The organism is Marinomonas sp. 63XJN7_7_ISO-PGPR-S23-202 (genome assembly GCF_056173505.1).
The window spans coordinates 4,050,631-4,075,841 of sequence record NZ_CM149677.1; the positions used below are offsets into that span (position 1 = coordinate 4,050,631).

General features: G+C 45.7%; 18 protein-coding genes, 2 tRNA genes and 1 pseudogene. 6 read left to right on the forward strand and 15 right to left on the reverse strand.

All coding sequences use genetic code 11. The features are described from left to right. Positions 1–132 precede the first annotated feature (132 nt). The 8 genes and pseudogenes from AC0VYG_RS18805 to rlmE all read right to left on the reverse strand — a co-directional run bounded on the left by AC0VYG_RS18805 (position 133) and on the right by rlmE (position 6,472). Positions 133–209 (reverse strand) — tRNA-Met (locus AC0VYG_RS18805). A gap of 45 nt (positions 210–254) precedes the next feature. After that, a tRNA-Leu gene (locus AC0VYG_RS18810) sits at positions 255–340 on the reverse strand. A gap of 22 nt (positions 341–362) precedes the next feature. Further along, on the reverse strand, positions 363–743 hold the full coding sequence (secG, locus tag AC0VYG_RS18815) for a preprotein translocase subunit SecG (RefSeq protein ID WP_475429435.1): 381 nt from the start codon (positions 741–743) through the stop codon (positions 363–365). Positions 744–746: 3 nt separating this feature from the next. Further along, positions 747–1,496 carry a triose-phosphate isomerase gene (tpiA, locus tag AC0VYG_RS18820; RefSeq protein ID WP_475429436.1) on the reverse strand — a complete coding sequence of 250 codons (750 nt, stop codon included), beginning with the start codon at positions 1,494–1,496 and terminating at the stop codon, positions 747–749. A gap of 98 nt (positions 1,497–1,594) precedes the next feature. Continuing rightward, positions 1,595–2,929, reverse strand: coding sequence for a phosphoglucosamine mutase (gene glmM, locus AC0VYG_RS18825; RefSeq protein WP_475429437.1), 1,335 nt, complete (start codon positions 2,927–2,929; stop codon positions 1,595–1,597). Then, positions 2,929–3,762 (reverse strand): dihydropteroate synthase, encoded by an 834-nt coding sequence (folP, locus tag AC0VYG_RS18830; protein WP_475429438.1) that lies wholly within the window; start codon positions 3,760–3,762, stop codon positions 2,929–2,931. The genes glmM and folP overlap by 1 nt, the downstream gene beginning before the upstream one ends. Positions 3,763–3,959: 197 nt before the next feature. Beyond that, a pseudogene (ftsH, locus tag AC0VYG_RS18835) lies at positions 3,960–5,793 on the reverse strand (ATP-dependent zinc metalloprotease FtsH); the annotation flags it as partial. Between the two features lie 58 nt (positions 5,794–5,851). Next, the gene (gene rlmE, locus AC0VYG_RS18840; RefSeq protein ID WP_475429440.1) at positions 5,852–6,472 is read right to left on the reverse strand and encodes a 23S rRNA (uridine(2552)-2'-O)-methyltransferase RlmE; all 621 of its coding nucleotides are present in this window, start codon (positions 6,470–6,472) and stop codon (positions 5,852–5,854) included. A 99-nt stretch (positions 6,473–6,571) separates the two neighbouring features. On the opposite strand from rlmE, the gene yhbY reads away from it, so the two are divergent. Continuing rightward, positions 6,572–6,874, forward strand: a complete 303-nt coding sequence (gene yhbY, locus AC0VYG_RS18845) for a ribosome assembly RNA-binding protein YhbY (RefSeq protein ID WP_475429441.1) — start codon at positions 6,572–6,574, stop codon at positions 6,872–6,874. A 113-nt stretch (positions 6,875–6,987) separates the two neighbouring features. Next, positions 6,988–7,839, forward strand: coding sequence for a hypothetical protein (locus tag AC0VYG_RS18850; protein WP_475429442.1), 852 nt, complete (start codon positions 6,988–6,990; stop codon positions 7,837–7,839). An 82-nt stretch (positions 7,840–7,921) separates the two neighbouring features. On the opposite strand, the gene erpA is transcribed toward AC0VYG_RS18850, so the two are convergent. The 4 genes from erpA to AC0VYG_RS18870 form a co-directional block, all read right to left on the reverse strand. Next, positions 7,922–8,269 (reverse strand): iron-sulfur cluster insertion protein ErpA, encoded by a 348-nt coding sequence (erpA, locus tag AC0VYG_RS18855; protein ID WP_067013329.1) that lies wholly within the window; start codon positions 8,267–8,269, stop codon positions 7,922–7,924. A gap of 72 nt (positions 8,270–8,341) precedes the next feature. Further along, positions 8,342–9,928, reverse strand: coding sequence for a peptide chain release factor 3 (locus tag AC0VYG_RS18860; RefSeq protein ID WP_475429443.1), 1,587 nt, complete (start codon positions 9,926–9,928; stop codon positions 8,342–8,344). A 235-nt stretch (positions 9,929–10,163) separates the two neighbouring features. After that, a complete protein-coding gene (locus AC0VYG_RS18865) occupies positions 10,164–13,313 on the reverse strand; it encodes an efflux RND transporter permease subunit (protein WP_475429444.1) in 3,150 nt (1,049 codons plus the stop codon). A 12-nt stretch (positions 13,314–13,325) separates the two neighbouring features. Beyond that, positions 13,326–14,522: an efflux RND transporter periplasmic adaptor subunit gene (locus AC0VYG_RS18870; protein WP_475429445.1), complete on the reverse strand. Its 1,197-nt coding sequence runs from the start codon at positions 14,520–14,522 to the stop codon at positions 13,326–13,328. Between the two features lie 94 nt (positions 14,523–14,616). Here AC0VYG_RS18870 and AC0VYG_RS18875 point away from each other — a divergent pair, with 94 nt between their 5' ends. Then, the gene (locus AC0VYG_RS18875) at positions 14,617–15,189 is read left to right on the forward strand and encodes a TetR/AcrR family transcriptional regulator (protein ID WP_475429446.1); all 573 of its coding nucleotides are present in this window, start codon (positions 14,617–14,619) and stop codon (positions 15,187–15,189) included. 60 nt (positions 15,190–15,249) lie between these two features. Here the strand turns inward: AC0VYG_RS18875 and AC0VYG_RS18880 are convergent, their stop codons facing one another. The 3 genes from AC0VYG_RS18880 to AC0VYG_RS18890 all read right to left on the reverse strand — a co-directional run bounded on the left by AC0VYG_RS18880 (position 15,250) and on the right by AC0VYG_RS18890 (position 19,079). Beyond that, a complete protein-coding gene (locus tag AC0VYG_RS18880) occupies positions 15,250–16,134 on the reverse strand; it encodes a DMT family transporter (RefSeq protein WP_475429447.1) in 885 nt (294 codons plus the stop codon). A gap of 100 nt (positions 16,135–16,234) precedes the next feature. Next, positions 16,235–17,578, reverse strand: a complete 1,344-nt coding sequence (locus AC0VYG_RS18885) for a Na+/H+ antiporter NhaC family protein (protein ID WP_475429448.1) — start codon at positions 17,576–17,578, stop codon at positions 16,235–16,237. A gap of 289 nt (positions 17,579–17,867) precedes the next feature. Then, positions 17,868–19,079 (reverse strand): FAD-dependent monooxygenase, encoded by a 1,212-nt coding sequence (locus tag AC0VYG_RS18890; RefSeq protein ID WP_475429449.1) that lies wholly within the window; start codon positions 19,077–19,079, stop codon positions 17,868–17,870. A gap of 333 nt (positions 19,080–19,412) precedes the next feature. Between AC0VYG_RS18890 and AC0VYG_RS18895 the strand changes: the two genes are divergently transcribed. From AC0VYG_RS18895 to AC0VYG_RS18905, 3 genes are read left to right on the forward strand one after another with little or no spacing between them, the layout of a single operon-like run. Then, positions 19,413–20,870, forward strand: a complete 1,458-nt coding sequence (locus tag AC0VYG_RS18895) for a circularly permuted type 2 ATP-grasp protein (RefSeq protein WP_475429450.1) — start codon at positions 19,413–19,415, stop codon at positions 20,868–20,870. A gap of 2 nt (positions 20,871–20,872) precedes the next feature. Next, the gene (locus AC0VYG_RS18900; RefSeq protein WP_475429451.1) at positions 20,873–21,817 is read left to right on the forward strand and encodes an alpha-E domain-containing protein; all 945 of its coding nucleotides are present in this window, start codon (positions 20,873–20,875) and stop codon (positions 21,815–21,817) included. Further along, positions 21,814–25,188 carry a transglutaminase family protein gene (locus AC0VYG_RS18905; protein WP_475429452.1) on the forward strand — a complete coding sequence of 1,125 codons (3,375 nt, stop codon included), beginning with the start codon at positions 21,814–21,816 and terminating at the stop codon, positions 25,186–25,188. Before AC0VYG_RS18900 ends, AC0VYG_RS18905 begins: the two co-directional genes overlap by 4 nt. Positions 25,189–25,211: the final 23 nt, after the last annotated feature.

Sequence of the window (25,211 nt, forward strand, 5' to 3'; positions counted from 1 at the left end):
TTTACAAACAGTAACAGTGCAGATAACAAAAAACCCCATATAGGGGTCCTTATTGCTCTACTTTATCATACTGACCAAGAGAGCAACCATTCAAAGAATGGCCATTATTACAACTCAATACTGAGTAAATATTGGTTGCGGAGGCCGGATTCGAACCAACGACCTTCGGGTTATGAGCCCGACGAGCTACCAGACTGCTCCACTCCGCGACAAACTAACGACATTATACAGGAAACATAACATCAACTCAATATTGGTGCCGATGGCCGGACTCGAACCGGCACAGCCGTAGGCTACCACCCCCTCAAGATGGCGTGTCTACCAATTTCACCACATCGGCTAAACTTAACTACAAATACATATCAATTTGTAGAAGGGATATCAGACTTACTCTCTGATGTTTTGTTCTCTGGTGCTTTCTTCTTAGCGTCACCCAGTTTAGGCATATCTACAGAATCACTTACATGAGACGCTGCTGGAACTAAATCCGCCGCACCAGATATACCTTTCGCTTGTTGACTAGCAAAGTACGCCAAGCTAAAACTTGTCACAAAGAAGATCAGTGCGAAAAGCGCCGTCATTTTACCAAAAAAACTACCGCTACCTTGACCACCAAATACTGTCTGTGAAGCGCCACCACCGAAAGAGGCACCTGCATCCGCACCTTTACCTTGCTGCAATAATACCAACGTGATAATGACAACCGCCGCCAATATATGCAAAACTAAAATCAGTGCTTCCATTAATTAACCTGCTGCTTTAACGATTGCTATAAATTCATCTGCATCAAGTGATGCACCACCAACCAATGCACCATCTACATCGGGCATTGTAAATAATTCTGCGCTTGTGGACGCTTTCACACTGCCACCATAAAGAATCTGTACTTTCTTGGCGACTGTTTCAGAAGACTTAGCTAAAAATGCTCTAATTGCCTGATGTACTTCTTGTGCTTGCTCAGCACTGGCAGATAACCCTGTCCCAATTGCCCAGACAGGCTCGTAAGCAATAACCATTTTAGCAAAAGCTTCTACACCCACTAAATCCAACACGGCTTGCAATTGTTTCTCACAAACAACCAGTGTTTGATTAGCCTCGCGCTGCTCTAGCGTCTCTCCAATGCACAACATGGGAGTCACTCCAGCATTCAACAGCACCTTCACCTTAGATGCGATAAAATCATCTGACTCAGCATAAAGTGAACGTCTTTCAGAATGACCCACTAGCACATATTTAACGGAGAAATCTTTCAGCATAGACACTGAAACTTCACCAGTAAATGCCCCTTTCTCTTGATTACTAACGTTTTGAGCTGCCAGCGCAATATTGCTATTAGCGGTGGATTGAGAAACTAGAGACAAATAAGGGAATGAAGGCGCTATTACTACTTCAGAATCAGATTGATCTGCCTTAAGCAAGCCATCAACAAGAGCACTAATCGACTCCAAGGAGCCATTCATTTTCCAGTTACCAGCTACGATCTTTTGACGAGTCATATCTAACCCCTAAATTCGAGGCGCCCATTTTATGGAATGAACGCCATTGTTTCAAGTATTTATTTCATCAATTGAGGCAAAAAGCCAACAATTCGTCTCTATTTAGGAATGGCTGCCTGAACTTCATTAGAAAGGTACTCAATCAGCTCATCCACCGTCTCATCATCACGTCCTTCCACCATAACACGAATTAAAGGCTCTGTTCCGGACGCACGCAAGAGAACACGACCCAGGCCATTCAAACGTTCATTTGCCGTCGCGATGGCTTTCTGCAAAGCAGGCACTTCCGTTGGCACAAAACGCTCCTCAACACGGATGTTTCGAAGTTTCTGAGGAAACTTAACAAAGCCCGTCAGTAACTCATCTAGTGCTTTACCACCTTCGATCATGGCCAGTAAAACTTGAAGCGCGGCGATAATGCCATCCCCCGTGGTTGTAATGGAACGGCATACTATGTGGCCAGAAGGTTCTCCTCCTAAAGACCAGCCATGCTGAATCAGCCTCTCATTGACATAACGATCTCCCACCGCAGCTCGACTAAAACCAATACCGCTTTCAGAAAACGCTAACTCCAATCCAAAATTGCTCATCAAGGTACCAACCACACCACCACTGAATCGCCCAGTCTGCATTAAATGGTGAGCAATAACATAAAGCACATCGTCACCATCACGAACAACACCATGACGATCCACCAGAATCAAACGATCCCCATCACCATCCAGAGCAATACCAATATCGGCCTGCTCTTCTAGTACCGTTTTTTGTAGCAACTCTGGCTTCGTGGCACCACAGGCTTCATTGATATTCAAACCATCAGGTTCAACCCCAATCGCCACCACATCTGCACCAAGTTCAGAAAACACCCGTGGCGCAACATGATAAGTCGCACCATCTGCACAATCGACAACAATTTTCAGCCCCGTTAACTGCAGCCCAATCGGAAAGGTCCCTTTACAATATTCGATATATCGACCTGCCGCATCATCGATACGCTTGGCACGACCAATCAGGTTCGACTCCACCACTTCCATTGGTTGATCCAGATAATATTCTATGCGTTCCTCAATATCGTCTGAAACTTTCCCCCCTTCAGCCGAAAAGAACTTAATACCATTATCGGTATACGGGTTATGAGAGGCACTAATTACAATCCCTGCACTGGCTCGAAAAGTACGGGTAAGATAAGCAATGGCAGGAGTGGGCATCGGACCAACAAGGCGCACATCCGCCCCCGCTGCCACAATCCCAGCTTCCAATGCCGACTCAAACATATAACCAGAAATTCTTGTGTCTTTACCTATCAGAATTTTTTTGTCTTTTTCTTTAAAAACCTGACCTGCCGCCCATCCAAGCTTTAACATAAACTCTGGCGTGATAGGCGATTTTCCAACTCGACCACGAATACCATCCGTACCGAAATATTTACGCATTACCTTTCCTTCTCAATTCTGTACATTAATTCCAGCATCTCAACATGAGGCTTAACATCATGAACCCTAAAGATACGAGCCCCTTGAGCAAACGCCGATGCATTAGCCCCCATCGTAGCAAAAAGACGCTCACCGACAGGAACCTTTAAGATGTCGCCAATCATGGTTTTACGAGATACACCGATCAACACAGGAAAACCCAATTGATTGAATCCAGCTGTCTGATTCAATAAAGTCAAATTATGCTCTAGCGATTTACCAAACCCAATACCCGGATCCAATATCAGCTTCTCACGCCCAATACCCGCCATTTCACAAGCCGCTACTCTTGTCAATAAATACGACTCTACTTCATCCACCACAGAACGATACTGCACACTTTGCTGCATCGTCTCAGGGTTGCCTTTCATGTGCATCAAACAAACAGGCACTCCAGACTCTGCAGCCGCTTGCATTGCACCAGGACGCTCTAACGCACGAACATCATTAATCAACCCCATACCAAGACGTGCCGCTGCTGAAATAACTTCTGGCGAACTGGTATCAACCGAGACAATCACATCAAAACGCTGCTTTATCGCCTCGACAACGGGCAAAACACGATCCAACTCTTCCTGTATAGAAACAACCGCGGCACCGGGGCGAGTCGACTCACCACCCACATCAATAAAGCTGGCGCCTTCGAGAAGCATTTTTTCAGTTTGTTTAAGAGCACTATCTAGAGAGGTATAGGATCCGCCATCCGAAAAGGAATCGGGAGTGACATTGAGGATCCCCATAACATGAGGAAGAGACAGGTCGAGAGACCTGTCTCCAAAGTTCATAACAGACATTCATTATCCGACATCAAAACAGGCAGACTAAGACTCACCTGATGTTTTAGGGGCTGTTTCATTTGCTTGATTGGGAGACGCGTCAAAATCATCACGCTTTTCACCTTCCTCGGAAGAAGGTTTTGTCTCAGAGTCTGCATCGGAAACAGCTTCTTTTTTCTCACCATCACCATTGGATGAGTCACCATGACTGTCAGACCAACCTTCTGGTGGAGAGGGTTTCTTACCATCCATGATTTCTTTAATCTGTTTCGCATCGATGGTTTCATATTGCATCAAGGCTTCCGCCATCACATCCAGCTTACTGCGATTTTCCGTTAAAATCTGGGTTGCCTTCTCGTAACAGCGATTAATGATATCCTGCACTTCGGCATCAATAATCTTACCTGTCTCAGGCGAGAAATAGTTTGCCTTGCTGCCTGTCGGACCAGAGATATAGCTACCACTATTATCATCTTCCTCATAAGCAAAGGCCCCTAGTTTTTCTGACAAGCCCCACTTAGTGACCATATTACGCGCAATACTCGTCGCGCGTTCAATATCGTTAGACGCACCAGTCGACACCCCGTCAAAACCATGGATCATTTCTTCTGCAATACGACCACCATACAAACTACACACTTGGCTCTCAAGCCCTCGTTTGCTGACACTGTATTTATCCTCTTCAGGCAAATACATCGTTACCCCAAGCGCACGTCCACGAGGAATAATCGAGACTTTATAGACAGGGTCATGCTCAGGCATTAAATAACCAATAATAGTATGACCTGCTTCGTGATAAGCCGTATTTCGCTTATCCTCTTCTTTCATCACCATGGTTTTACGCTCAGCGCCCATGAGGATTTTGTCTTTCGCTAACTCTAACTGCTCCATGTTAACCAAGCGACGGTTAGATCGTGCTGCAAATAAAGCGGCCTCGTTAACAAGGTTTGCTAAGTCTGCACCTGAAAAACCTGGCGTACCACGAGCGATATTTTTTGGTTCCACATCATCATCACAAGGCACTTTGCGCAAATGCACTTTGAGAATCTGCTCACGGCCGCGAATATCAGGCAAACCAACCTGTACTTGTCGGTCAAAACGACCAGGACGAAGTAATGCAGGATCCAATACATCGGGACGGTTTGTCGCCGCAATCACGATAATGCCTTCGTTACCCTCAAAACCATCCATCTCGACCAACAGCTGGTTCAAAGTTTGCTCGCGTTCATCATTACCGCCGCCCATGCCAGAACCACGGTTACGACCAACCGCATCAATCTCATCAATGAAGATAATGCAGGGAGCATGTTTTTTCGCTTGTTCGAACATATCACGAACACGAGAAGCCCCCACACCGACGAACATTTCGACGAAGTCAGAACCAGAAATAGTGAAGAAAGGTACTTTTGCCTCCCCTGCAATGGCTTTTGCCAGCAAGGTTTTACCCGTTCCTGGGGGGCCACACATCAAAATACCACGTGGGATTTTACCACCTAAACGCTGAAATTTGCTTGGCTCACGTAAGAAGTCAACCAACTCTTCGGTGTCTTCTTTCGCTTCGTCACAACCGGCAACATCGGCAAACGTTGTTTTGATTTGGTCTTCTGGCAAAAGGCGTGCTTTAGACTTACCAAAAGACATTGGGCCGCCCTTGCCACCGCCACCGCCTTGCATTTGTCGCATGAAGAACATAAAAATGGCCAAAATAAGCAGTATCGGGAAACTCGCAACCAATAGCTGCGTCCAAATACTTTGCCTTTCTGGCATCTTACCTTCAACAACCACTTTATGACTTAACAAGTCGTCCATCATTTTTGGGTCTTGAGCGGCTGGCCGCACGGTTTCAAATGATTCACCGTTGCTGCGCGTACCATTAATGGTATAACCACTAATCACCACTTTCGCAATTTGCCCATCATTTACTTCCTTAACAAACTCAGAATACGAAATTCTGTTTGTATTGGATGATGAGTCAAAGTTGTTAAATACAGTTAGCAGCACAGCGGCTATCACTAACCACAACAAAATATTTTTTAGCATATCGTTCAAGAGCACACCTCTTAACGGTTAGAGTGAGTATTCTAAGTATAACATTAGAACACCATTATTAACCTTTGTATTGTCTTCCTAATAAATAAACTTCGCGGCTACGAGCGCGCGAGGCATCCGGTTTTCGTGTTACAACTGTTGCAAACTGCGCTCGCATTGCTTTTAGGTAGTCATCGAACCCTTCACCCTGAAACACCTTCACAAGAAAGTTTCCTCCAGGACGCAACACCTGAGCTGCCATATCCAAAGCAAGCTCTACAAGATACATTGCCTGAGGCTGATCCACAGCATTATTACCACTCATATTGGGGGCCATATCTGAAATTACAAGATCTGCTTTTTTATTGCCAATCGCCTCCAAAATCGCTTCATAGACCTCCTGTTCCGTAAAGTCTCCCTGCACAAAGTCAACACCAGGTAATGGTGCCATTTCCAAAATATCCGATGCAACAATGGTCCCTTGGTCACCAATTAGTTTCGCGGCAACTTGAGACCATCCCCCTGGAGCAGCTCCTAAATCTACCACCCGCATTGCCGGACGAAAAAGCTTATCTTTGTCATTCAGCTCAATGAGTTTATAACTGGCTCTAGAACGAAAACCATCTTGATGTGATTTTTTGACATATGCATCATCAAAATGTTCTTTCATCCAACGGTCACTACTTTTTGATCTTGCCACGGTTTCATCATACCTAAATCAGTCAATATTCCGCTATAATATCTCTTAACCTCTAAAGCCTCCAATAAAGAGGGTTAACTAAGATGAGAAATTTTTATTATGAGTCTGTCAAACGCACAAAAAAAGCAATATCGCCTAATTGGTCATTCCCTTAATCCTGTTGTCATGATAGCAGGTAACGGTTTAACAGAAACGGTATTAACGGAAATTGACCGCGCCTTGGAAGATCACGAACTAATCAAGGTTCGCATTAGTATGACTGATCGTGAGGCGAGAAACGCTATCATTGCTGAAATCGCTAAAGTCATGAAAGCTGAAGTCGTTCAAACGATCGGCAAAGTAGCACTCTTTTACCGCGCAGCACTAGAAACCAACGTTAAACTTTCTAACTTACACCGTTAAAACACCGTCATGGGATAGTCTGTTTTGATTAAAAAACAAACTATCCCTAAACTCTTCAATAAAAAAGCCGATATCCTCCTATAACTGGACCTTATTAAGATAGGTGTTTATCAATGCTATTTATTGACGCGTTAAGCCGCTCTGGAACACTGCCCAACAAAACAACCGTCATTAACAAAGAGAAGTTACGCTATAACCGCTCTTCTAAAGACTCTGTCGACTTAAGCAGTGCCGCCAACGAAGTGAAAGAAATTCATCTCGACAGCAGACAGAAATTTCCTCTAAGCGCTTCTTCAAGCATTTTTGCCAACCTAATTGAACACATAATCAACCACATCTTCGACACACAACTGACCGTTTTATCTCCCGAAGAGCTTAATCTTGATAACAAAGATTGGCAGTTGTATTTGCAAGTCCCCCCCAGCATCGCCATAACAGAAAAGACTAACAGCAGTTATCAAGAACCTGCCATACAAAAACGTCCGCAAACAAAACAACTAATGTTCCGTGTACCTGTTAAACCCCATTATGGAAACCCTGTCGAGATGACGGTATTACTATCTGCCCATAGAGGATCGCCAGACGTACCAGCCCTTTTTTCGTCTCTGCCCAAAGAAAACACGTTAGCCATATTAAAAACGCCCTATTTACCCGAGTTCCTCGCCCAACAAATCACGCACTATCATATTTTCCTTGACCAAGACGGCGAAGAAGATCAATTAGCGCCACTCTATCCATATAACGTGGCAACCAATGACCACTTGAAAAACCTCTCAGAGGAAGCAGCCAAAAACTTGCTTGGCCTAAGACTGTGGCGTGCCAAGGGCGACACCCTTCAACCTGCTCTTTTAGCAGACACTAAGATCGGCCTACTGTTCGTTGGACACTACCCCCCCATCATCGGCAAGGCGGGCAATCAAGAAGAGCAACGACTTAGGGAGAAAAACTTATCCATAAAGGCCTAATACCATCTATACAAGCCAGCGAATAAAAAACCCCTTGTACTCTACAGCACAAGAGGTTCTAAATAATCTTCCTTATCGAACGCTAAATACTAAAGCTCGCCCCACACCCACAAGTTGATGTGGCGTTAGGATTGCTGACAGTAAACCTTGAGCCTTCTAGGTTTTCTTTATAATCCACTTCCGCCCCAACTAAATATTGGAAGCTCAAGGGATCCACTACTAGAGTGACTCCGTCCCGATGAACCTTAGTGTCATCCTCTTGAAGCTCTTCATCAAATTCAAAGCCATATTGAAAGCCTGAACACCCCCCTCCTGTCACATACACTCGCAACATCAGACGGTCATTTTCTTCTTCTTCGATCAGAGTTTGCAACTTAGCGGCGGCAGCCGATGTAAACTCGATGGGATTTGCCGATTCAACAACGCTCATCTTGATACCACTTTACAGAATAATTAATTAAACAAATTATCCTCTTAACCTAGTAATTTAGTCAAGTATAGATCAGTGTTCACGAGTTGCACGGAACGTCACTTCAGGCCATTTTTCTTCCGCCATCATCAAGTTAACGCGGGTTGGCGCCAAATAGGTTAAATGCCCACCCCCATCAATTGCCAAGTTATCTGCACATTTACGCTTAAACTCTTCAAAACGTTTTGGGTCATCGCAATCCACCCAACGTGCGGAGTTCACATTCACCGCCTCATAAATACACTCAACTTTGTATTCATCTTTTAAACGGTAGGCCACCACTTCAAATTGCAGCTGACCCACCGCCCCCACAATTAATTCATTGTTGCGCTGCGGCATAAATAATTGAGTGGAGCCCTCTTCAGACAACTGCTGCAAACCTTTTTGCAAGGCTTTCATCTTCATTGGGTCCTTCAAGCGCACACGTCGGAATAGTTCTGGCGCGAAGTGAGGAATACCGGTGAACTTCAAATCTTCACCTTCGGTAAAAGTGTCACCTATCTGGATCGTTCCATGGTTATGCAGACCAATAATGTCGCCAGAAAAGGCTTCCTCTACACCTTCACGATCACCGGCGGTAAAAGACACCGCATCGGTCACTTTAACGTCCTTACCCAAACGGCAATGGCGCATCTTCATCCCGCGAGTGTAGGAACCGGAGCAAACACGCATAAAAGCGATTCGATCTCGATGCTTTGGATCCATATTGGCTTGAATTTTAAAGACAAACCCTGTGAACTTTTCTTCTGTCGCTTCTACCTTGCGAGTATTGGTTTCACGGTCAATCGGCGCAGGCGACCACTCAACAAAACCATCTAACATTTCACGCACACCAAAGTTAGATAACGCCGTACCAAAAAATACTGGCGTTAGCTCACCCGCCAAATACGCGGCATGATCAAACTCATGGCTTGCCCCACGAACCAACTCGATTTCATCAACATAAGCTTCCCAATCATCGCCGAGCAGTGCTTTTGCTTCGTCAGATTGCAAACCTTCAATACGAATATCGTCCATTAAAGTATGACCACGGCCACGCACAAAAACATGAATTGTATCCGTGTATAGGTTATACACGCCTTTAAAGAAGTCGCTCATACCAATAGGCCAGGTAATGGGTGCCGCCGCAATTTTTAGCACCTCTTCTACCTCATCTAACAACTCAATGGGATCCCGAATATCTCGGTCCATCTTGTTAATAAAGGTCAGAATGGGCGTATCACGAAGACGACAGACATCCATCAATTTAATAGTGCGATCCTCTACCCCTTTAGCGCCATCAATAATCATTAAAACCGAGTCAACAGCCGTTAAGGTACGGTAGGTATCTTCCGAAAAGTCTTCGTGCCCGGGGGTATCCAGCAAATTCACCATGCGATCTTTGTATGGAAACTGCATCACAGACGAGGTAATAGAGATACCACGCTGCTGTTCCATCGCCATCCAGTCGGATGTGGCGTGTTTATCGCCCTTACGACCTTTAACGGAGCCTGCGGTTTGAATTAATTGCCCTAAAAGCAACAACTTTTCCGTGATGGTGGTTTTACCAGCATCGGGGTGGGATATGATCGCAAAGGTTCGGCGCTGTTCAACTTGCTCAAGTAACTCAGTATTTGACATGGGTAAGAATCTTCTAATGTAACGCAGACTGGTGACACCTACTTTCAACAAGAGGCGAGACACAAAGCTGGAAGGTTAATTTTTAATGGTGCTATTTTCACCGATCTTAGCGCCAGACACAATAAACTCAGCAAAGATTCCTATAACCTCAAGCAAATCCCTGTAGATCTAACCATAAAAAAGGAGCCACTATATAGTAGGGCCCCTTTTGAATTATTCACTTACTGTCTGTGATTTACGATTCAGTCACTTCTTTCTCATTCGATTGATCACTATGACTCTCAACCTGTTTGCGTTTATGGAACACTCTTCTCACCAACACAAAGAACAAAGGCACAAAGAAAATGGCTAAAATCGTAGCGCTCAATGTCCCCCCAACAACACCAGAACCAATAGAATGACGGCTATTTGCGCCAGCCCCAGTTGACATTGCCAGCGGCAAGGTTCCCACGATAAATGCGACAGAGGTCATCAAAATAGGTCGTAAACGCAACCTTGCCCCTTCACAGGCGGCCTCCCAAACATTCTTACCGCGTTGATAAGCCGCTTCTGCGAACTCAACAATCAAGATAGCATTTTTAGATGACAAGCCAATGGTTGTCAGCAACGCCACGCGGAAATACACATCGTTTTCTAGATGCATTAGATGAGCGGCGATAGTCGAACCAATGACCCCCAGTGGCACTACGAGAATCACTGAGAAAGGCACCGTCCAACTCTCATAAAGCGCTGCCAGACACAAGAAGACCACCAAGATGGAAATACCATAAAGCATCATTGTCTGTCCGCTAGCGGCCTGTTCCTGGAAGGATAACCCACTCCATGATCCCTCAGCACCCGGCGGCAATTGACTAACCAGCTTAGAAACCTCATTCATTGCTTGACCAGAACTCACCCCTGGCGCCCCTTGACCTTGAATCTCATAAGAGGCTAGGCCGTTAAAGCGGGTCAGACTTTGAGGTCCGTAAGTCCATTTTGCATGCGCAAAGGCAGAAAATGGCGTCATGGTATTATCCTTACCACGCACATACCAATGGGCTAAATCAGAAGGCGCACTACGGTATTTTGCTTCCCCTTCGACATACACCTTTTTAACGCGTCCGCGATCAATAAAGTCATTCACATACTGACCAGACCAAGCGGCACTGAGCGTCTGACTAATATCATTCAATGACAACCCTAATGCCGACGCTTTAGAACGATCAATGTCAATATGCAATTGCGGTGTCTCAGGTTGCGAACCTAAACGAACGCCGACAAGAATCTTGCTGGCCCTAGCATTCGCTAACAACTCATTACGTAATTTCAACAGGGTTGCTCGAGAAGTCCCCGGTGCCGCCTGTAACTCAAAGGTAAAGCCATTACTTTGACCAAGACCACGGATGGAAGGCGGAATCAAAGTATAGATTTGCGCATCAAGGATTTTAGCAAAAGCAGGATAGGTTCTCGCGGCAATCGCCGACGCACTATCCGCTGGACTTGTCCGTTTTGACCAATCTTTCAGCGCAACAAAGGCTAAGCCCGCATTTTGCCCAGACCCAGAAAAGTTATAACCAGATAGCGTAAACACATACCTAACATCTTTCTTTTCATCCACCATGAAATGATGCTCAATCTGCTTCATCACATCATTTGTACGACTGATCGAGGCGCCTTGAGGTAAGTTTACCAGTACCATAAGATCGCCCTGATCTTCGGTCGGAATAAAGCCCGATGGTAAATTCATCATTAAGTAAACCAAGCCAGCAATAATGGCAAAATACCCCAGCATCCAACGAATAGGCTGTTTTACCAAACGCGTTACCCGGTTTGAATAGCCTGTCGTCGCACGGTCAAAGTTACGATTAAACCAGCCTGCCAATCCGGTACTTTTTACATGATGATTTGACTTTAACAGCGTCGCGCAAAGTGCCGGAGTTAACGTCAAAGCAACCACAACAGATAACGTCATTGCTGACACAATGGTGATCGAAAATTGTCGGTAAATAACCCCGGTTGACCCAGAGAAGAAAGCCATTGGCAAAAACACAGCCGATAACACAACCGCGATACCAATCAAAGCACTGGTAATTTCCCCCATCGATTTAATGGTGGCTTCCTTCGGAGACAGCCGCTCCTCCGCCATCACCCTCTCGACGTTTTCCACCACAACAATCGCATCATCCACGAGCAGTCCGATCGCCAGCACCATACCAAACATAGTCAAGGTGTTAATCGAGAAGCCTGCCAGATCCAATACCCCAAAGGTACCCAACAAGACGACAGGAACAGCAATGGCTGGGATCAAAGTTGCTCGCCAATTTTGCAAGAAGATAAACATGACGATAACAACCAGAGCGATGGCTTCAAAAAGGGTTTTCACCACCTCTTCGATAGACAGCTTAATAAACTCTGTATTGTCGACAGGATAGGCTAACTTGTAACCATCAGGCATCGTACTTTCGAGGCCACTCATTACCTTTTTCACCTTTTCAGATGTCGATAATGCATTTGCCCCAGGCGACAACATGACGGCTAAACCAGAAGCAGGATGGCCATTTAGACGTGCAATGTAAGAGTAGTTTTCACTACCTAACTCGACTTTTGCAACATCTTTCAAGCGCACTGTCGCGCCATTTTGATCATGGGTAAGAATGATATTTTTAAACTGCTTGACCGTGGTAAATTTAGACTGTGCAGTCACTGTCACGTTTAGCTCTTGACCTTTTACTGCGGGTTGCCCCCCTAAACTACCGGCAGCAATTTGCACGTTTTGCGCTTTAATGGCATTTTCCACGTCCGACGGCATTAACTTATAGGAAGCCAACTTAAGCGGATCCAGCCAAACACGCATGGCGTACTCGAAACCAAATACTCGAACACTCCCTACCCCATCCACACGGGCAATAGGGTCTTGTACATTGGTAACCAAGTAATCCGAAATATCACCTAGCGTATGCTTATTCTTACTGTCATAAACCGCAGCAACGAGCAAAAAGTCCGACATGGTCTTTTGCACCGTTATACCATTTCGCTGCACCGCCTCAGGCAAACGGGACGTCACTTGCTGAATCTTATTTTGCACCTGGACTTGGGCGATATCAGGGTCTGTTCCTTGCTTAAAGGTCACCGTAATATCTAGTCGACCAGAGGAAGAACTAGAAGAAGAAAAGTACAACAAGCCACTGAGCCCAGTTAATTGTTCTTCTAGTACTTGCGTAACACTGTTTTCTAACGTTGCAGCCGATGCCCCTGGGTAAGTAGCCGTAATGCTTATCGCTGGCGGCGCCACATTAGGATACTCCGCTATAGGCAATTGTGTGATTGACAAAATACCTGCGAGCATAATGGAAATAGAAATCACCCAGGCAAAAACCGGACGATTTACAAAAAAACGAGCCAACATAAATTCTCTTCCTTAATTCGATGAAGAATTGGTAGCAGCGTTTGCTGGAGAGACAGTATCTGTCTCACGGTTAAACTTAACGTTAACGGTCATTACACTACTACCGGGATGAATTTTTGCTGACCCTTGCATAACCACCCTATCGCCAGCTTTAATACCTTTTGTCACTAACCACTCATTACCAATGGCTCGCTCCGTCGTAATAAAACGTTTTTCAATTTTATTGTTTCCATTTACAAGGTAAGCATAAGCATTGCCTTTGACATCATGGAAGACGGCTTGTTGAGGCACTAGAATAGCGGAATCAAACGTCGCTTGATGAATGGTTCCTCGAACAAACATACCAGGAAGCAGCACATTATCCGGATTTGGGAATACGGCACGTAACGTTACACTCCCCGTTGACTCATCAACATTAATCTCGCTTGATTCCAGCACGCCCGCATGATTGTATTTTGACCCATCTTCCAATACCAAGGTCACCTTATTGGTACCTTTCTTCACTCCAGGCCGAGCGAGCAAGTTACGCAGTTTTAATTGCTCCAAGCTGGTTTGCGCCAAATCCACATAAACAGGGTTTAAAGAACGAACCGTCGCCATGACACCCGCTTGATTGGCCGTCACTAAAGCCCCAACGGTGACCTGAGAAATACCAATTCGTCCACTGATTGGCGATGTGATTTTTGTATGCGACAAATTAATTTGAGCGTTTTGCAGTGCGGCTTCTGCGCCTTTTTGGGCCGCTTTCGCTTCTAAAAAAGCCACATGAGCGTCATCTAGATCTTGTTGGGACACATTATTCTGTTTGCGCAGCAAGGTATAACGTCGATCTTTAAGCTCAGCTGATTTTAAACTTGCATTGGCAGACTCCAAATTAGCTTGCGCCTGTCTGACGGTAGACAAATAAGACGAGTCATCAAGCTGATAGAGTACTTGTCCTGCTTTGACATTATCCCCAGCTTTAAATAAACGCTTCTCAATGATCCCCCCTACTTGAGGTCGAATCTCAGCCACTAAACTTGATGACGTACGTCCAGGAAGCTCTGTATTGAGTTCAACGTTCTTCTGAGGCTCGATAGTCAACACTCCAACCTCAACCTTTGGTTCCCCCCGATGTGAGCCAGAAGGAGCCGCTGCCTTTTCTTGGCAACCAGCAACAAGTAATGCGATAAGTAACGCACCAGAAGCATATTTAAATTTTGACAACATCTAGAGTTTTTCCTTAAGATTCATTGAGAATGAACGTTCATTCTCACTATAATATATGCTAACCTTTCAATATACCTTGCAAAAGTGCAAAAAAATGACATTCAACTTTTCAAAACAGCTAAGTAATGAACGCCGTCAACAAATTCTTGACGCTACAGAACAAAACGTTATCCATAAGGGCTTTCATAAAACCAGCATGCAAGCCATTGCTAAATCGGCAAAACTCAGTGTTGGACAAATCTATCGCTATTTTAATGATAAAGACGACATTATTTGCGCACTGGTCGAACAAACCACCAAAAGACACTTAAGTTTTATGTCTGAGTTTTTAGACAAAGAAGACTGGCTGACTCGGCATTTCAGTGAAGACAATGAAGAAATCCATTGTATTCGCATTATGACGCTTGAAATCAAGGCAGAGGCATCGCGCAATGCGACAATATCGAAGATCTGTAAGGAAATGAACCAACGCCTTCGATCAAGGGCCACTGACATCATCATGGAAAAATCACCAAGCTTAAGCAAAGCTGAGGCCATTGCTCGTGTTGAAGTGTTATCCACCTTAACAGAGGGCATGTTATCCGAGTGGGATTACATAAGCCGGCCTTTTACTCAGGAAACCATCAAACTCTATAACACCTTGCTAGATAGCATTTTACCTGATTAACCTTGAGTCCTTTTTCTAGCTTTAACCCTCTTTTATCTACCATTAACAAAGTGAGCCGTTTCACCGGGGTTTAAATATTACCCTAATCTGCTGCCATCGACTCACTAGCATTGCAACAAAGATCAAAACACAACCAAACACCTGACTGACACTCATCAACTGCGCAAACCAGATAGAAGCAAACAAAGCGGTCCAAACTGGCTCTAAATTCATAATTACGGCGGCGTGACTTACTGGTGTCAAACTCTGCCCATAGGTTTGCAGCAGAAAGCGCAAACTCGTAGCGATCAAAGTACTCGCCAGAAACCAACCTACCACATTCGTCGGCACAACATGAGGCACCGTTTCAGTCAGCAGAGAAATGCTGAGTAACAATACTCCAGCCACTCCCAGTTGTATGGCTGTGAGCACCAACACAGGCATTCGAGTAGACTGCCTAGACAACAGATTAAACTGAAATGCCGACGTCAATGCCGTGGCCAAAAAGAACAATTGACCCATTTCAAACTGTAGCCCACCATCTAACGCTAAAAAGGCTAACCCCATCACCGCAATGGGAAGGGCAACCCAAATACTTTTTGGAGGCTGCTCCTTAAATAAAAGCTTGGCGACAACGGGAACCAAAACCACACCAAGACTAGCAATGAACGCGCCAACTCCCAAGTTTTGAGTTTTTGATAGGCCTTCAACCCAAAACATCATGGCAAATCCCATCACACCACCGACCAATAAAGCCGGCCTCATGTCTTGCCATCGCATCCCAACAAAGTACTTACGCCCAGCAAGCACCAAAATAAAGCATGCCACCAAAAAGCGCATTCCCATAAAAAATAAAGGCGGCAGTCCCGACAATGCTTCCTTAGAAAAAATCCAGCCAAAACCTGCTAAAATAGTCACTAGGATCAAAATCAGCTCAGCCTTAAAATGCACCCCTTGCTTCACCATATCGCCTTTTTAGAAAGATATAACACCCTAAACAACGTCAAAAACCACCATTAATGGTGGTTTTTCACTCAAATTCTAGGGCGCCTAGTCTACTCGCTATTTATTTCACATACGATAGAGGCAAGCCATTCTTTTTCTTTATATTAGGCCACGCAATGGCTATCGATACTATCGCAGCCACCGCCAAAAGCCAGTTATATTGCACATAACCAATGAGGGATAAAGGCGACACTTTGGCAAGAGACGATGCCAGCAAAATCTGGGCGCCATACGGCAATAGCCCCTGAGCCACACAGGAAAAAATATCCAAAAGACTCGCACTGCGGCGTGCATCCACGTTGTATCGTGTGGCAATATCTTTGGCGACTGAGCCATTAATCAAAATAGAGACGGTATTATTCGCTGTACATAAATTCGTCAATGCAACCGACGCACTGATGCTAAACTCTCCCGCTCGAGTTGACCCAGGCTTAGCACCAAATACACGAACAATCTTCTCAATTATGCTCACCAGCCAATCCAAACCACCTTGGGCTTTCATAAGCGCACCCATGCCACCAATCAGCAAAGAGAGAATCAGAATCTCCTGCATACCAGTATAACCACTGTAAATCTCTTTGGACCAAGTCGCGACTGTGAAATCCGGTAACATTGTTAGCCCAATCCCCCCAGCCAATACAATGCCACTAAACAACACCAACATAACATTGACACCCAGTACCGCCAAAGTTAAGACAACCACATAGGGCAGCACCTTGATCAATGCATAGTCTTTTACTTGACCAATATTCGCCACCTCACTTTGAAAATACAACAACACCAAAGTGATCAAAGCCGCTGGTAAAGCGATTTTAAAGTTCATCCGGAACTTATCACGCATATCACACCCTTGCGTCCGGGTGGCGGCAATAGTGGTATCCGAAATGATCGATAGATTGTCACCAAACATGGCACCACCAATGACCGTACCAACCGTCAGCAGTAAGGACAAATCCGTCGCATTCGCCACACCAATGGCAATTGGCCCAATAGCCGCAATGGTTCCCATGGAGGTTCCCATTGACGTTGCCACAAACGCGGTAATGATAAATAAGCCTGGCAAGACAAAAGCAGGCGGGACAACACTTAAACCAAAGTTAACCGTCGCGTCGACACCGCCAACGGCTTTGGCAACACTAGCAAAGGCGCCAGCCAGCAGATAGATCAACACCATGGTAATGATGGTGTTGTCTCCCACTCCACTAATAAAAGTGTCAATACGCTTATTTAATGGGCCCTTGGCTAAAACAATCGCCAAAACAATGGCGGGCAAAATCGCAACAGGGGCGGATATTTGATAAAAGGCAAAGTCCACACCTTGAGTTTGATACCAAAGTCCACTGCCAACGAACAAAACAAGAAACAGCACTAAAGGTAAAAGTGCCAAAGGAGATCTAGAAGTCATGTGATCGATCTATTCCAAATAGAGATGAATCCCTGTGATTGATAATCGCGGGAAAGATAATCGCTAATAGCATCTAATAATCCATGGTATGGATGAGATTAACCACTAACGAGATGAAGTCGCTATTTATAACAAAACAATCAATTAAATTCATCACTTATACAAAAAAGGAATTAAAAAAAACAAAAAAAGCCCAGCGGATTGCTGAGCTTCTTAAACCAATAGGTGCGTTTCTATGGGTAGTACCTAATACCGCTTACTTTTTCAATTGGTAAGCCGCCACTAATCATCAACACCAAGCAGCAACCGCCTTGACGACATCATAGCCATAAACCGGATCCAACTTACCTTGAATCACCCCCGGAGCAAGTTGCGACGCCACTTTGACTGCGTTTAGCTTCATCGGCCCAAATAAGCCACCGTGCATATGATACAAGCCTGTATTGTCTTTAGACATATTCTGAATACGAGTGGCTCTAGGTTTACGAAGAATTTCATAAGAAGCAAGGGCGTCGGGTAACGACTTACTCATCAAAGAGGCAACTAACACATACGCATCCTCAATCGCCATAGCCGCACCTTGCGCCATAAACGGCAACATCGGATGGCATGCATCGCCAAGTAATACCACCCTTCCCTGATACCAAGTCCGTAAGCTACTACGTCCATTTAATGCCCACAAAAATGTGTTGTCAGCGGCAGCCAAAAGTCCAGTTACTTCAGGGTGCCAACCAGCAAAAGCAGAACGCAGTTCATTAATATCCCCTTCTTCGCGCCACGACTCTGATTGCCATCCACCACGCTCTTCCACCGCAACAAAGTTCACCCATTCTCCGCCTCGCAAGTAATACGTCACCAAATGACGCCCAGGCCCAGCCCAGACACAGGCATCAGGCTGAATGTTAGTCGCTTTTAGACTCGCGACAGGCACTACCCCACGCCAAGCCACTTGCCCCATAAAATCAGGCGCTTGCTTACCCAGCATTTGTTCGCGAATCACCGAACGAATGCCATCAGCCCCGATAACTAAATCTGTATCATATTGACTGCCATCCAGAAAACATAAAACAACGGAGTTGTCCTGATCTGACTTTTGGTATCCCGTGACTGTAGCCCCTAACCGTATCGTCACCCCTGCTGTCTGACAGGCTTCTACCAGAACACGGTGTAAATCGGCACGATGCAAATGCCAATAAGGTGCGCCATAACGATCAATGGCTGCCTGGCCTAAAGGAGCTTTTAAATAGTATTCCCCCGATTTGAAATGACGAATAGTGGCTTGCTTCGGTTCAAAGGCGTACGGTCGAAGAGCCTCTTCTAAGCCAAATTGGCGCAGTACTTTCATCGCATTTGGACTCATTTGCAAGCCTGCACCCACTTCACCTAATACACTGGCCTGTTCAAATACCGTTACGTTCACGCCTTGCTGAGCAAGCCCCAAAGCAACACTCAAACCGCCAATACCTGCCCCGGCAACCGCCACGTTTTTGATTTCGCTCACAAACCAATCCTTACAGTCATTAATAGAATCGCTCGTAAAAATGATAAACAATTTACAGGTTAATTAGTTGCGCTTTGTCACTTATTAGTGAACCAATAACAATAAATTACTTATTTATTGTTAAATAACATTGTTCATGGCGTGATCTTTGCTGTATTTCTTTTGTACTGATTAACGACTAATGTCACTAATAGGGGCAATAATTCTACTCTATTTGCCTAATAACAATAACAACCACTTATGGGGGTCACGACCAATTTAGTACGTACAGTACATAGGATCATATTTGCTTGAAGCAGTTTTTCCCCAGATTAACGAAAGAACGAGGTTTAGATGGATAATTTGAGTAGCCAGTATCAGTCAAATGGCTTTTTTGACGAATTAATTGATAGTAAAGGCAAGCCCAGACCCCCCGCCAAGCAACTGCTGGGCTATCTAGATAGTTTATCAGAAGAAGAGCTTGAAAAGAGAAAACTGATGGCCGAAGCCACCATACAAGAAATGGGCATCAGCTTTACCGTTTACACCGAAGAAGGCAACATCGACCGAGCTTGGCCCTTCGATATCGTGCCACGAACCATAGCCGCCAAAGACTGGCGCGTTGCAGAAGCCGGCTTAAAGCAACGACTCAAAGCGCTTAACTTGTTCATCGATGACCTTTACCATGATCAGCATGTTATTAAAGACGGCATCATTCCAGAGCACATCATCAAAGACTCCAAAAATTTTCGCCCTGAATGCATTGGTGTCTCACCTGCTTATGGAGTATGGGCCCATATTTGCGGTACCGATTTAGTGCGTGCTGAAGACGGCGAGTTCTACGTTCTAGAAGACAATTTACGCGTCCCTTCTGGCGTCTCCTACATGATCGAAAACCGCGCTATTACTAAACGCGTCCTTCCTGAACTGTTTGAAAACGACAGCATTCTGCCAATTGATTCTTATACATCCCAATTGTTCGATACCTTGGCGGCCTTATCGCCTAGAGACATAGAAGATCCAGAAATCGTCGTCATGACACCAGGCATCTACAATTCAGCCTATTTCGAGCATGCCTTTTTAGCCCAACAGATGGGAGTAGAATTAGTAGAAGGTAGCGATTTATACGTCGATCATCAGAACGACTGTGTCTATATGAAAACCATTAATGGCCCAGCATTAGTCGACGTTATTTACCGTCGTATTGATGATTTATTCCTAGACCCCGAAGCCTTCAATCCAGATTCCGTACTAGGGGTTCCAGGCTTGATGCGAGCTTGGAGAAAAGGCAATGTGGCTTTAGCAAACGCCCCAGGAGCTGGGGTGGCAGACGACAAAGTCGTCTATGCCTATGTGCCAGACATCATCCGCTACTATCTAAAAGAAGAGCCTATTCTTAAAAACGTTGAGACTTTTTTGTGCGAAGACCCAGAACAACGGGCTTATGTGTTAGCAAATTTGGACAGTTTGGTTGTCAAACCCGCCAACGAGTCTGGCGGCTATGGGATGTTGGTTGGACCACATTCCACTAAAAAAGATCAAGCCATGTTTGCTGAACTAATAGAGGCCAATCCTCGCAATTACATTGCTCAACCAACACTGAAACTGTCTACTTCACCCACATTAATATCCAAAGGCAGTTTAGAACCACGCCACCTGGATTTACGTCCCTTTGTTTTGCAAAGCAAAAACAGCTATGTAACCACAGGTGGACTGACCCGAGTCGCCATGAAAAAAGGCTCTTTGGTCGTCAATTCGTCACAAGGTGGTGGTAGTAAAGATACTTGGATCGTCGAAACAAAGAGGCGCTAATTATGTTATCAAGAGTCGCAGAACGTTTATTTTGGGCCGCTCGTTACTTAGAACGTGCAGAAAACACGGCCCGCCTAGTCAGAGTATACGATGAACTCCTTTATGACTTACCAAGAGACATCAAAATTTCTTGGTATAATCTCATCGAAATCAACAGCGGTACTGAACAGTTCGAACAACGCTATAAAGTAAAAGACGAGCGCAACGTCGTAAAATTTTTATTGGCCGACGACACCAACACAAGCTCCATGCTCTCGTCACTGAAAATGGTTCGAGAAAATATTCGCACCACCCGTGATGTGGTGCCCGAAGAAATGTGGGAACTGATCAACGAGCTGGATTTGTATGCCCGTCAAAATATCAAGCAGGGCATCAACCGTTCTGGCCGTCACGACTTTCTCAACACCGTTATTGAAGGCTGCCAAAAAATCATCGGCCTACTTGCAGGTACGATGACTCGGGATTCTGGCTGGCAATTTCTCATCATGGGACGTTATTTAGAGCGTGCCGACATGAATACGCGTATTATCGATGCGGCGGTCTCTTTAATGCTGCAATCCGAAGCAGAAGAAAGCGTGCGACTAGGCCAAGTAGTATGGGCTAAAGTACTGAAGTCGCAAAGTGCGTATTTGGATTATCGCCGCACAGTGCGCACCTCAATCAATGGAGCCAAAGCCGTGACTTTTTTACTGCGTGACTCGTTTTTTCCACGAACACTGTCTTACTGCCTTGAGCAGATTCGTGAAGCGGCCTCTAAACTGCCCCGCTCCGGCCCCATTACGGCTAGGGTAGATAAGCTTTACGACTACGAATACCCAATAGAACGCTCAGAAGATTTGGATGAAAAGTTTCATGACTACCTTAATGACTTTCAGTTAGATCTTATCGAAATAAACTACCAGATTACCGAGAACTGGTTTCATTTTCGGCAAGGAGACGCTGCATGACCATTAGAGTCGCAATACAACACAAAACGACCTACGAATTTGACCGATTTATCACTGTGTCACCCCATGTATTACGCTTGCGCCCTGCGGCACATTCACGTACAAAAATTCATGACTATTCGTTAAAAGTCCTCCCTGAAACCCATTTTATAAACATACAGCAAGACCCTTTTGGTAACTTTCAAACTCGGCTCGTCTTTCCCGAAAAGACCAATAAACTGGAATTTATGGTTGAAGTGATTGCCGACATGACGGTCATCAACCCGTTTGACTTTTTCGTGGAAAGCTATGCTGAAGAATACCCTTTTGCCTATGAAAAATCGCTAAAACGCGAATTAGAACCCTATTTGCAAGTCACCGAATCCTGTCCTTTATTGGACAAGTGGCTTTCTACAGTAGACCAAAAAAGCACCCCGATTAACGACTTTTTGGTCGCCATAAACAGCCGCTTAGCCAGTGATATAGGTTACGGTATTCGTCTCGAACCAGGTGTACAGACCTGTGAAGAAACACTCACCTTAAAAAAAGGCTCATGCCGCGACACATCTTGGTTACTTGTACAAATCCTGCGCAGCCTTGGACTTGCTGCTCGCTTCGCTTCTGGCTACTTGGTACAGCTCACTGCCGATGTCAAAGCACTTGACGGCCCCTCCGGCCCTGAAGAGGATTTCACTGACTTACATGCCTGGTGTGAAGTCTATCTACCCGGTGCTGGCTGGGTGGGACTGGACCCAACATCAGGCTTATTTGCGGGTGAAGGACATATCCCCTTGGCCTGTACCCCTGAACCCGCTTCTGCGGCTCCCATCACTGGGTTTATTGATGAATGTGAGTGTGAATTCAGCTACAGCAATATTGTCACACGTATTCACGAAGACCCCCGCGTCACCAAACCCTACGCGGAAGGGGAATGGGAGACCATAAAAGCCCTTGGTTATGCGGTCGATAAAGAACTGGAAAATGGCGACGTTCGTCTCACCATGGGCGGCGAGCCAACCTTCGTTTCCATTGATGATATGGACTCAGAACAATGGAACACGGGAGCGCTGGGCGCAGAAAAGCTTAAGTTAGCAAAAGATCTATTACTCAGAATGAAACAAGAGTTCGGGGCAAATGGCTTACTCCATTATGGACAAGGCAAATGGTATCCCGGAGAAGAGGTGCCACGGTGGGCCCTTGGGTGCTTTTGGCGCACCGATGGTGAGCCCCTATGGGGCGACCCAAAATACCTTGCCAGAGTCGATAAAGATTATAAGCACACTATCGCCGACGCACAGGCATTTGGCGAGTTACTGTGCGATAAGCTCGCGTTGGACACCCAGTACCTACAAAGCACCTATGAGGACACACTCTACTATTTGTGGATGGAGCAATCCCTTCCTGCGGACGCCGACCCCACCAAAGCAGACTTAAAAGACGACCTAGAGCGCCGCCGTCTGGCAAAACTACTCAGCCGAGGATTAAGCACCGTAACAGGTTATATTCTGCCGCTCGAATTCGATGCCCATAACAACCGCTGGAACAGCTCACGCTGGCCAATGCGTAGCGATGTGATCACCCTCATTCCAGGTGATAGCCCAATGGGTTACCGACTTCCCCTGAATGCCTTACCAGCTCAGGCAGAAGAAGATCGTATTCCAGAACGAGACCCATTTGACCCTCGCCAACCGCTAGCAAACAAAAAAGAGAACCCCGTATTAGACAGTGTTGCCAAACAACATTTTGCTAAAAAGCCAGTGCAACTGGCGTCTACAATAGAACCGTCCACTGTTGAAAAAACACTGAAAAATGTGATTCGTACCACACTGTGTCTTGAACCGCGCAATGGTCGCTTGCATGTATTCATGCCTCCTATGACCCATCTAGAACATTTTGTCGAGGTACTTGAGCACATTGAAGCGGTTGCCAAAACACTGGACTTACCTGTCGTTATTGAAGGGTATGAACCGCCCAAAGATCCACGCTTGCAAAAATTCTTGATCACCCCTGACCCGGGCGTCATCGAGGTGAACATTCATCCCGCCGCCAGCTGGCAAGAATTGGTTCACAATACGGAAACACTCTACCACCAAGCCTACCTTTCTCGCCTTGGTGCAGAGAAGTTCATGCTGGATGGTCGGCACACGGGTACGGGCGGAGGCAACCACGTTACCCTTGGCGGTCGTACTCCTGCCGATAGTCCCTTACTACGCCGTCCGGAATTGCTGCAAAGTTTAGTGACCTTCTGGCAACATCATCCTGGCTTGTCTTACCTTTTCTCAGGGATGTTCATTGGCCCAACCAGCCAAGCACCGCGCCCAGATGAAGGCCGTGACGAAGCCTTGTACGAAATGGAAATAGCTTTCCAGAATATGCCAGAAGGGTTTGTCGAAGAACCTTGGTTGGTGGACCGCTTAATGCGTAACCTGCTGGTAGATATCACAGGCAACACTCACCGTTCTGAATTCTGTATCGACAAACTTTATGCCGCAGGTACTGCCAGTGGTCGCCAAGGCTTACTGGAGTTTCGTGGTTTTGAAATGCCGCCCCATCCACACATGTCATTAGTGCAAATGCTGTTGTTACGCTGCTTGGTGGCACGCTTCTGGAAGGAACCTTACAAAAAACCATTAGTACGCTGGGGTACCAGCCTACACGATAAATTCATGCTGCCGCACTTTGTTTGGCAAGATGTCAAAGAAGTCGTGGAAGATCTACAAAATCATGGTTTCCCTTTCAAACTGGAATGGCTAGCGCCTTTTGAAGAGTTCCGCTTCCCACATTATGGACGAAAACGCATTGATGATGTGGAAATAGAATTGCGCTGGGCCATCGAGCCTTGGCATGTTCTTGGAGAAGAAATCACCGGATCAGGCACCGCGCGTTACGTTGACTCCTCCGTTGAACGTTTGCAAGTCAAACTCTCCGGTTTAACTGAAGGTCGTTACGTTCTCAGCTGTAACGGCCGTCGCGTACCGATCCGCTCCACAGGTCGCAAAGGTGAATTTGTTGGAGCCGTTCGTTATAAGGCGTGGGCACCACCTTCTGCGTTACACCCCACCTTAGGTGTCGATACTCCCTTAGTCTTTGATTTAATCGACACATGGAATGGCTTATCCGTTGGCGGCTGCACCTATCATGTCTCTCACCCCGGAGGCCGGACTTATGAGACCTTGCCAGTCAACAGTAACGAAGCGGAAGCCCGACGTGTCAACCGTTTCTGGGATCATGGCTTTACTCAAGGTACCTTGTCGCCACCACCCGCCTTTAGTGCATTACGCTCCTTTTACCCAAATGGAGACGAACCGCGCCCAATGGCACCACCAGAGGAAGAGCCAATAAATGAATATCCGCATACATTAGACTTGCGTAAGCAGTATAATACGCTCTGATATTTTATTTACCTTAGGCTCAA

What these genes read in the sequence shown, in the direction of transcription:
- AC0VYG_RS18905 (WP_475429452.1), top strand. Translation starts at nt 21,814, where the DNA reads ATGACCATTAGAGTCGCAATACAACACAAAACGACCTACGAATTTGAC.
- AC0VYG_RS18895 (WP_475429450.1), top strand. Translation starts at nt 19,413, where the DNA reads ATGGATAATTTGAGTAGCCAGTATCAGTCAAATGGCTTTTTTGACGAA.
- AC0VYG_RS18880 (WP_475429447.1), bottom strand. Translation starts at nt 16,134, where the DNA reads ATGGTGAAGCAAGGGGTGCATTTTAAGGCTGAGCTGATTTTGATCCTA.
- glmM (WP_475429437.1), bottom strand. Translation starts at nt 2,929, where the DNA reads ATGCGTAAATATTTCGGTACGGATGGTATTCGTGGTCGAGTTGGAAAA.
- AC0VYG_RS18850 (WP_475429442.1), top strand. Translation starts at nt 6,988, where the DNA reads ATGCTATTTATTGACGCGTTAAGCCGCTCTGGAACACTGCCCAACAAA.
- secG (WP_475429435.1), bottom strand. Translation starts at nt 743, where the DNA reads ATGGAAGCACTGATTTTAGTTTTGCATATATTGGCGGCGGTTGTCATT.
- erpA (WP_067013329.1), bottom strand. Translation starts at nt 8,269, where the DNA reads ATGAGCGTTGTTGAATCGGCAAATCCCATCGAGTTTACATCGGCTGCC.
- AC0VYG_RS18875 (WP_475429446.1), top strand. Translation starts at nt 14,617, where the DNA reads ATGACATTCAACTTTTCAAAACAGCTAAGTAATGAACGCCGTCAACAA.
- AC0VYG_RS18870 (WP_475429445.1), bottom strand. Translation starts at nt 14,522, where the DNA reads ATGTTGTCAAAATTTAAATATGCTTCTGGTGCGTTACTTATCGCATTA.
- AC0VYG_RS18860 (WP_475429443.1), bottom strand. Translation starts at nt 9,928, where the DNA reads ATGTCAAATACTGAGTTACTTGAGCAAGTTGAACAGCGCCGAACCTTT.
- yhbY (WP_475429441.1), top strand. Translation starts at nt 6,572, where the DNA reads ATGAGTCTGTCAAACGCACAAAAAAAGCAATATCGCCTAATTGGTCAT.
- AC0VYG_RS18885 (WP_475429448.1), bottom strand. Translation starts at nt 17,578, where the DNA reads ATGACTTCTAGATCTCCTTTGGCACTTTTACCTTTAGTGCTGTTTCTT.
- AC0VYG_RS18865 (WP_475429444.1), bottom strand. Translation starts at nt 13,313, where the DNA reads ATGTTGGCTCGTTTTTTTGTAAATCGTCCGGTTTTTGCCTGGGTGATT.
- folP (WP_475429438.1), bottom strand. Translation starts at nt 3,762, where the DNA reads ATGTCTGTTATGAACTTTGGAGACAGGTCTCTCGACCTGTCTCTTCCT.
- AC0VYG_RS18900 (WP_475429451.1), top strand. Translation starts at nt 20,873, where the DNA reads ATGTTATCAAGAGTCGCAGAACGTTTATTTTGGGCCGCTCGTTACTTA.
- tpiA (WP_475429436.1), bottom strand. Translation starts at nt 1,496, where the DNA reads ATGACTCGTCAAAAGATCGTAGCTGGTAACTGGAAAATGAATGGCTCC.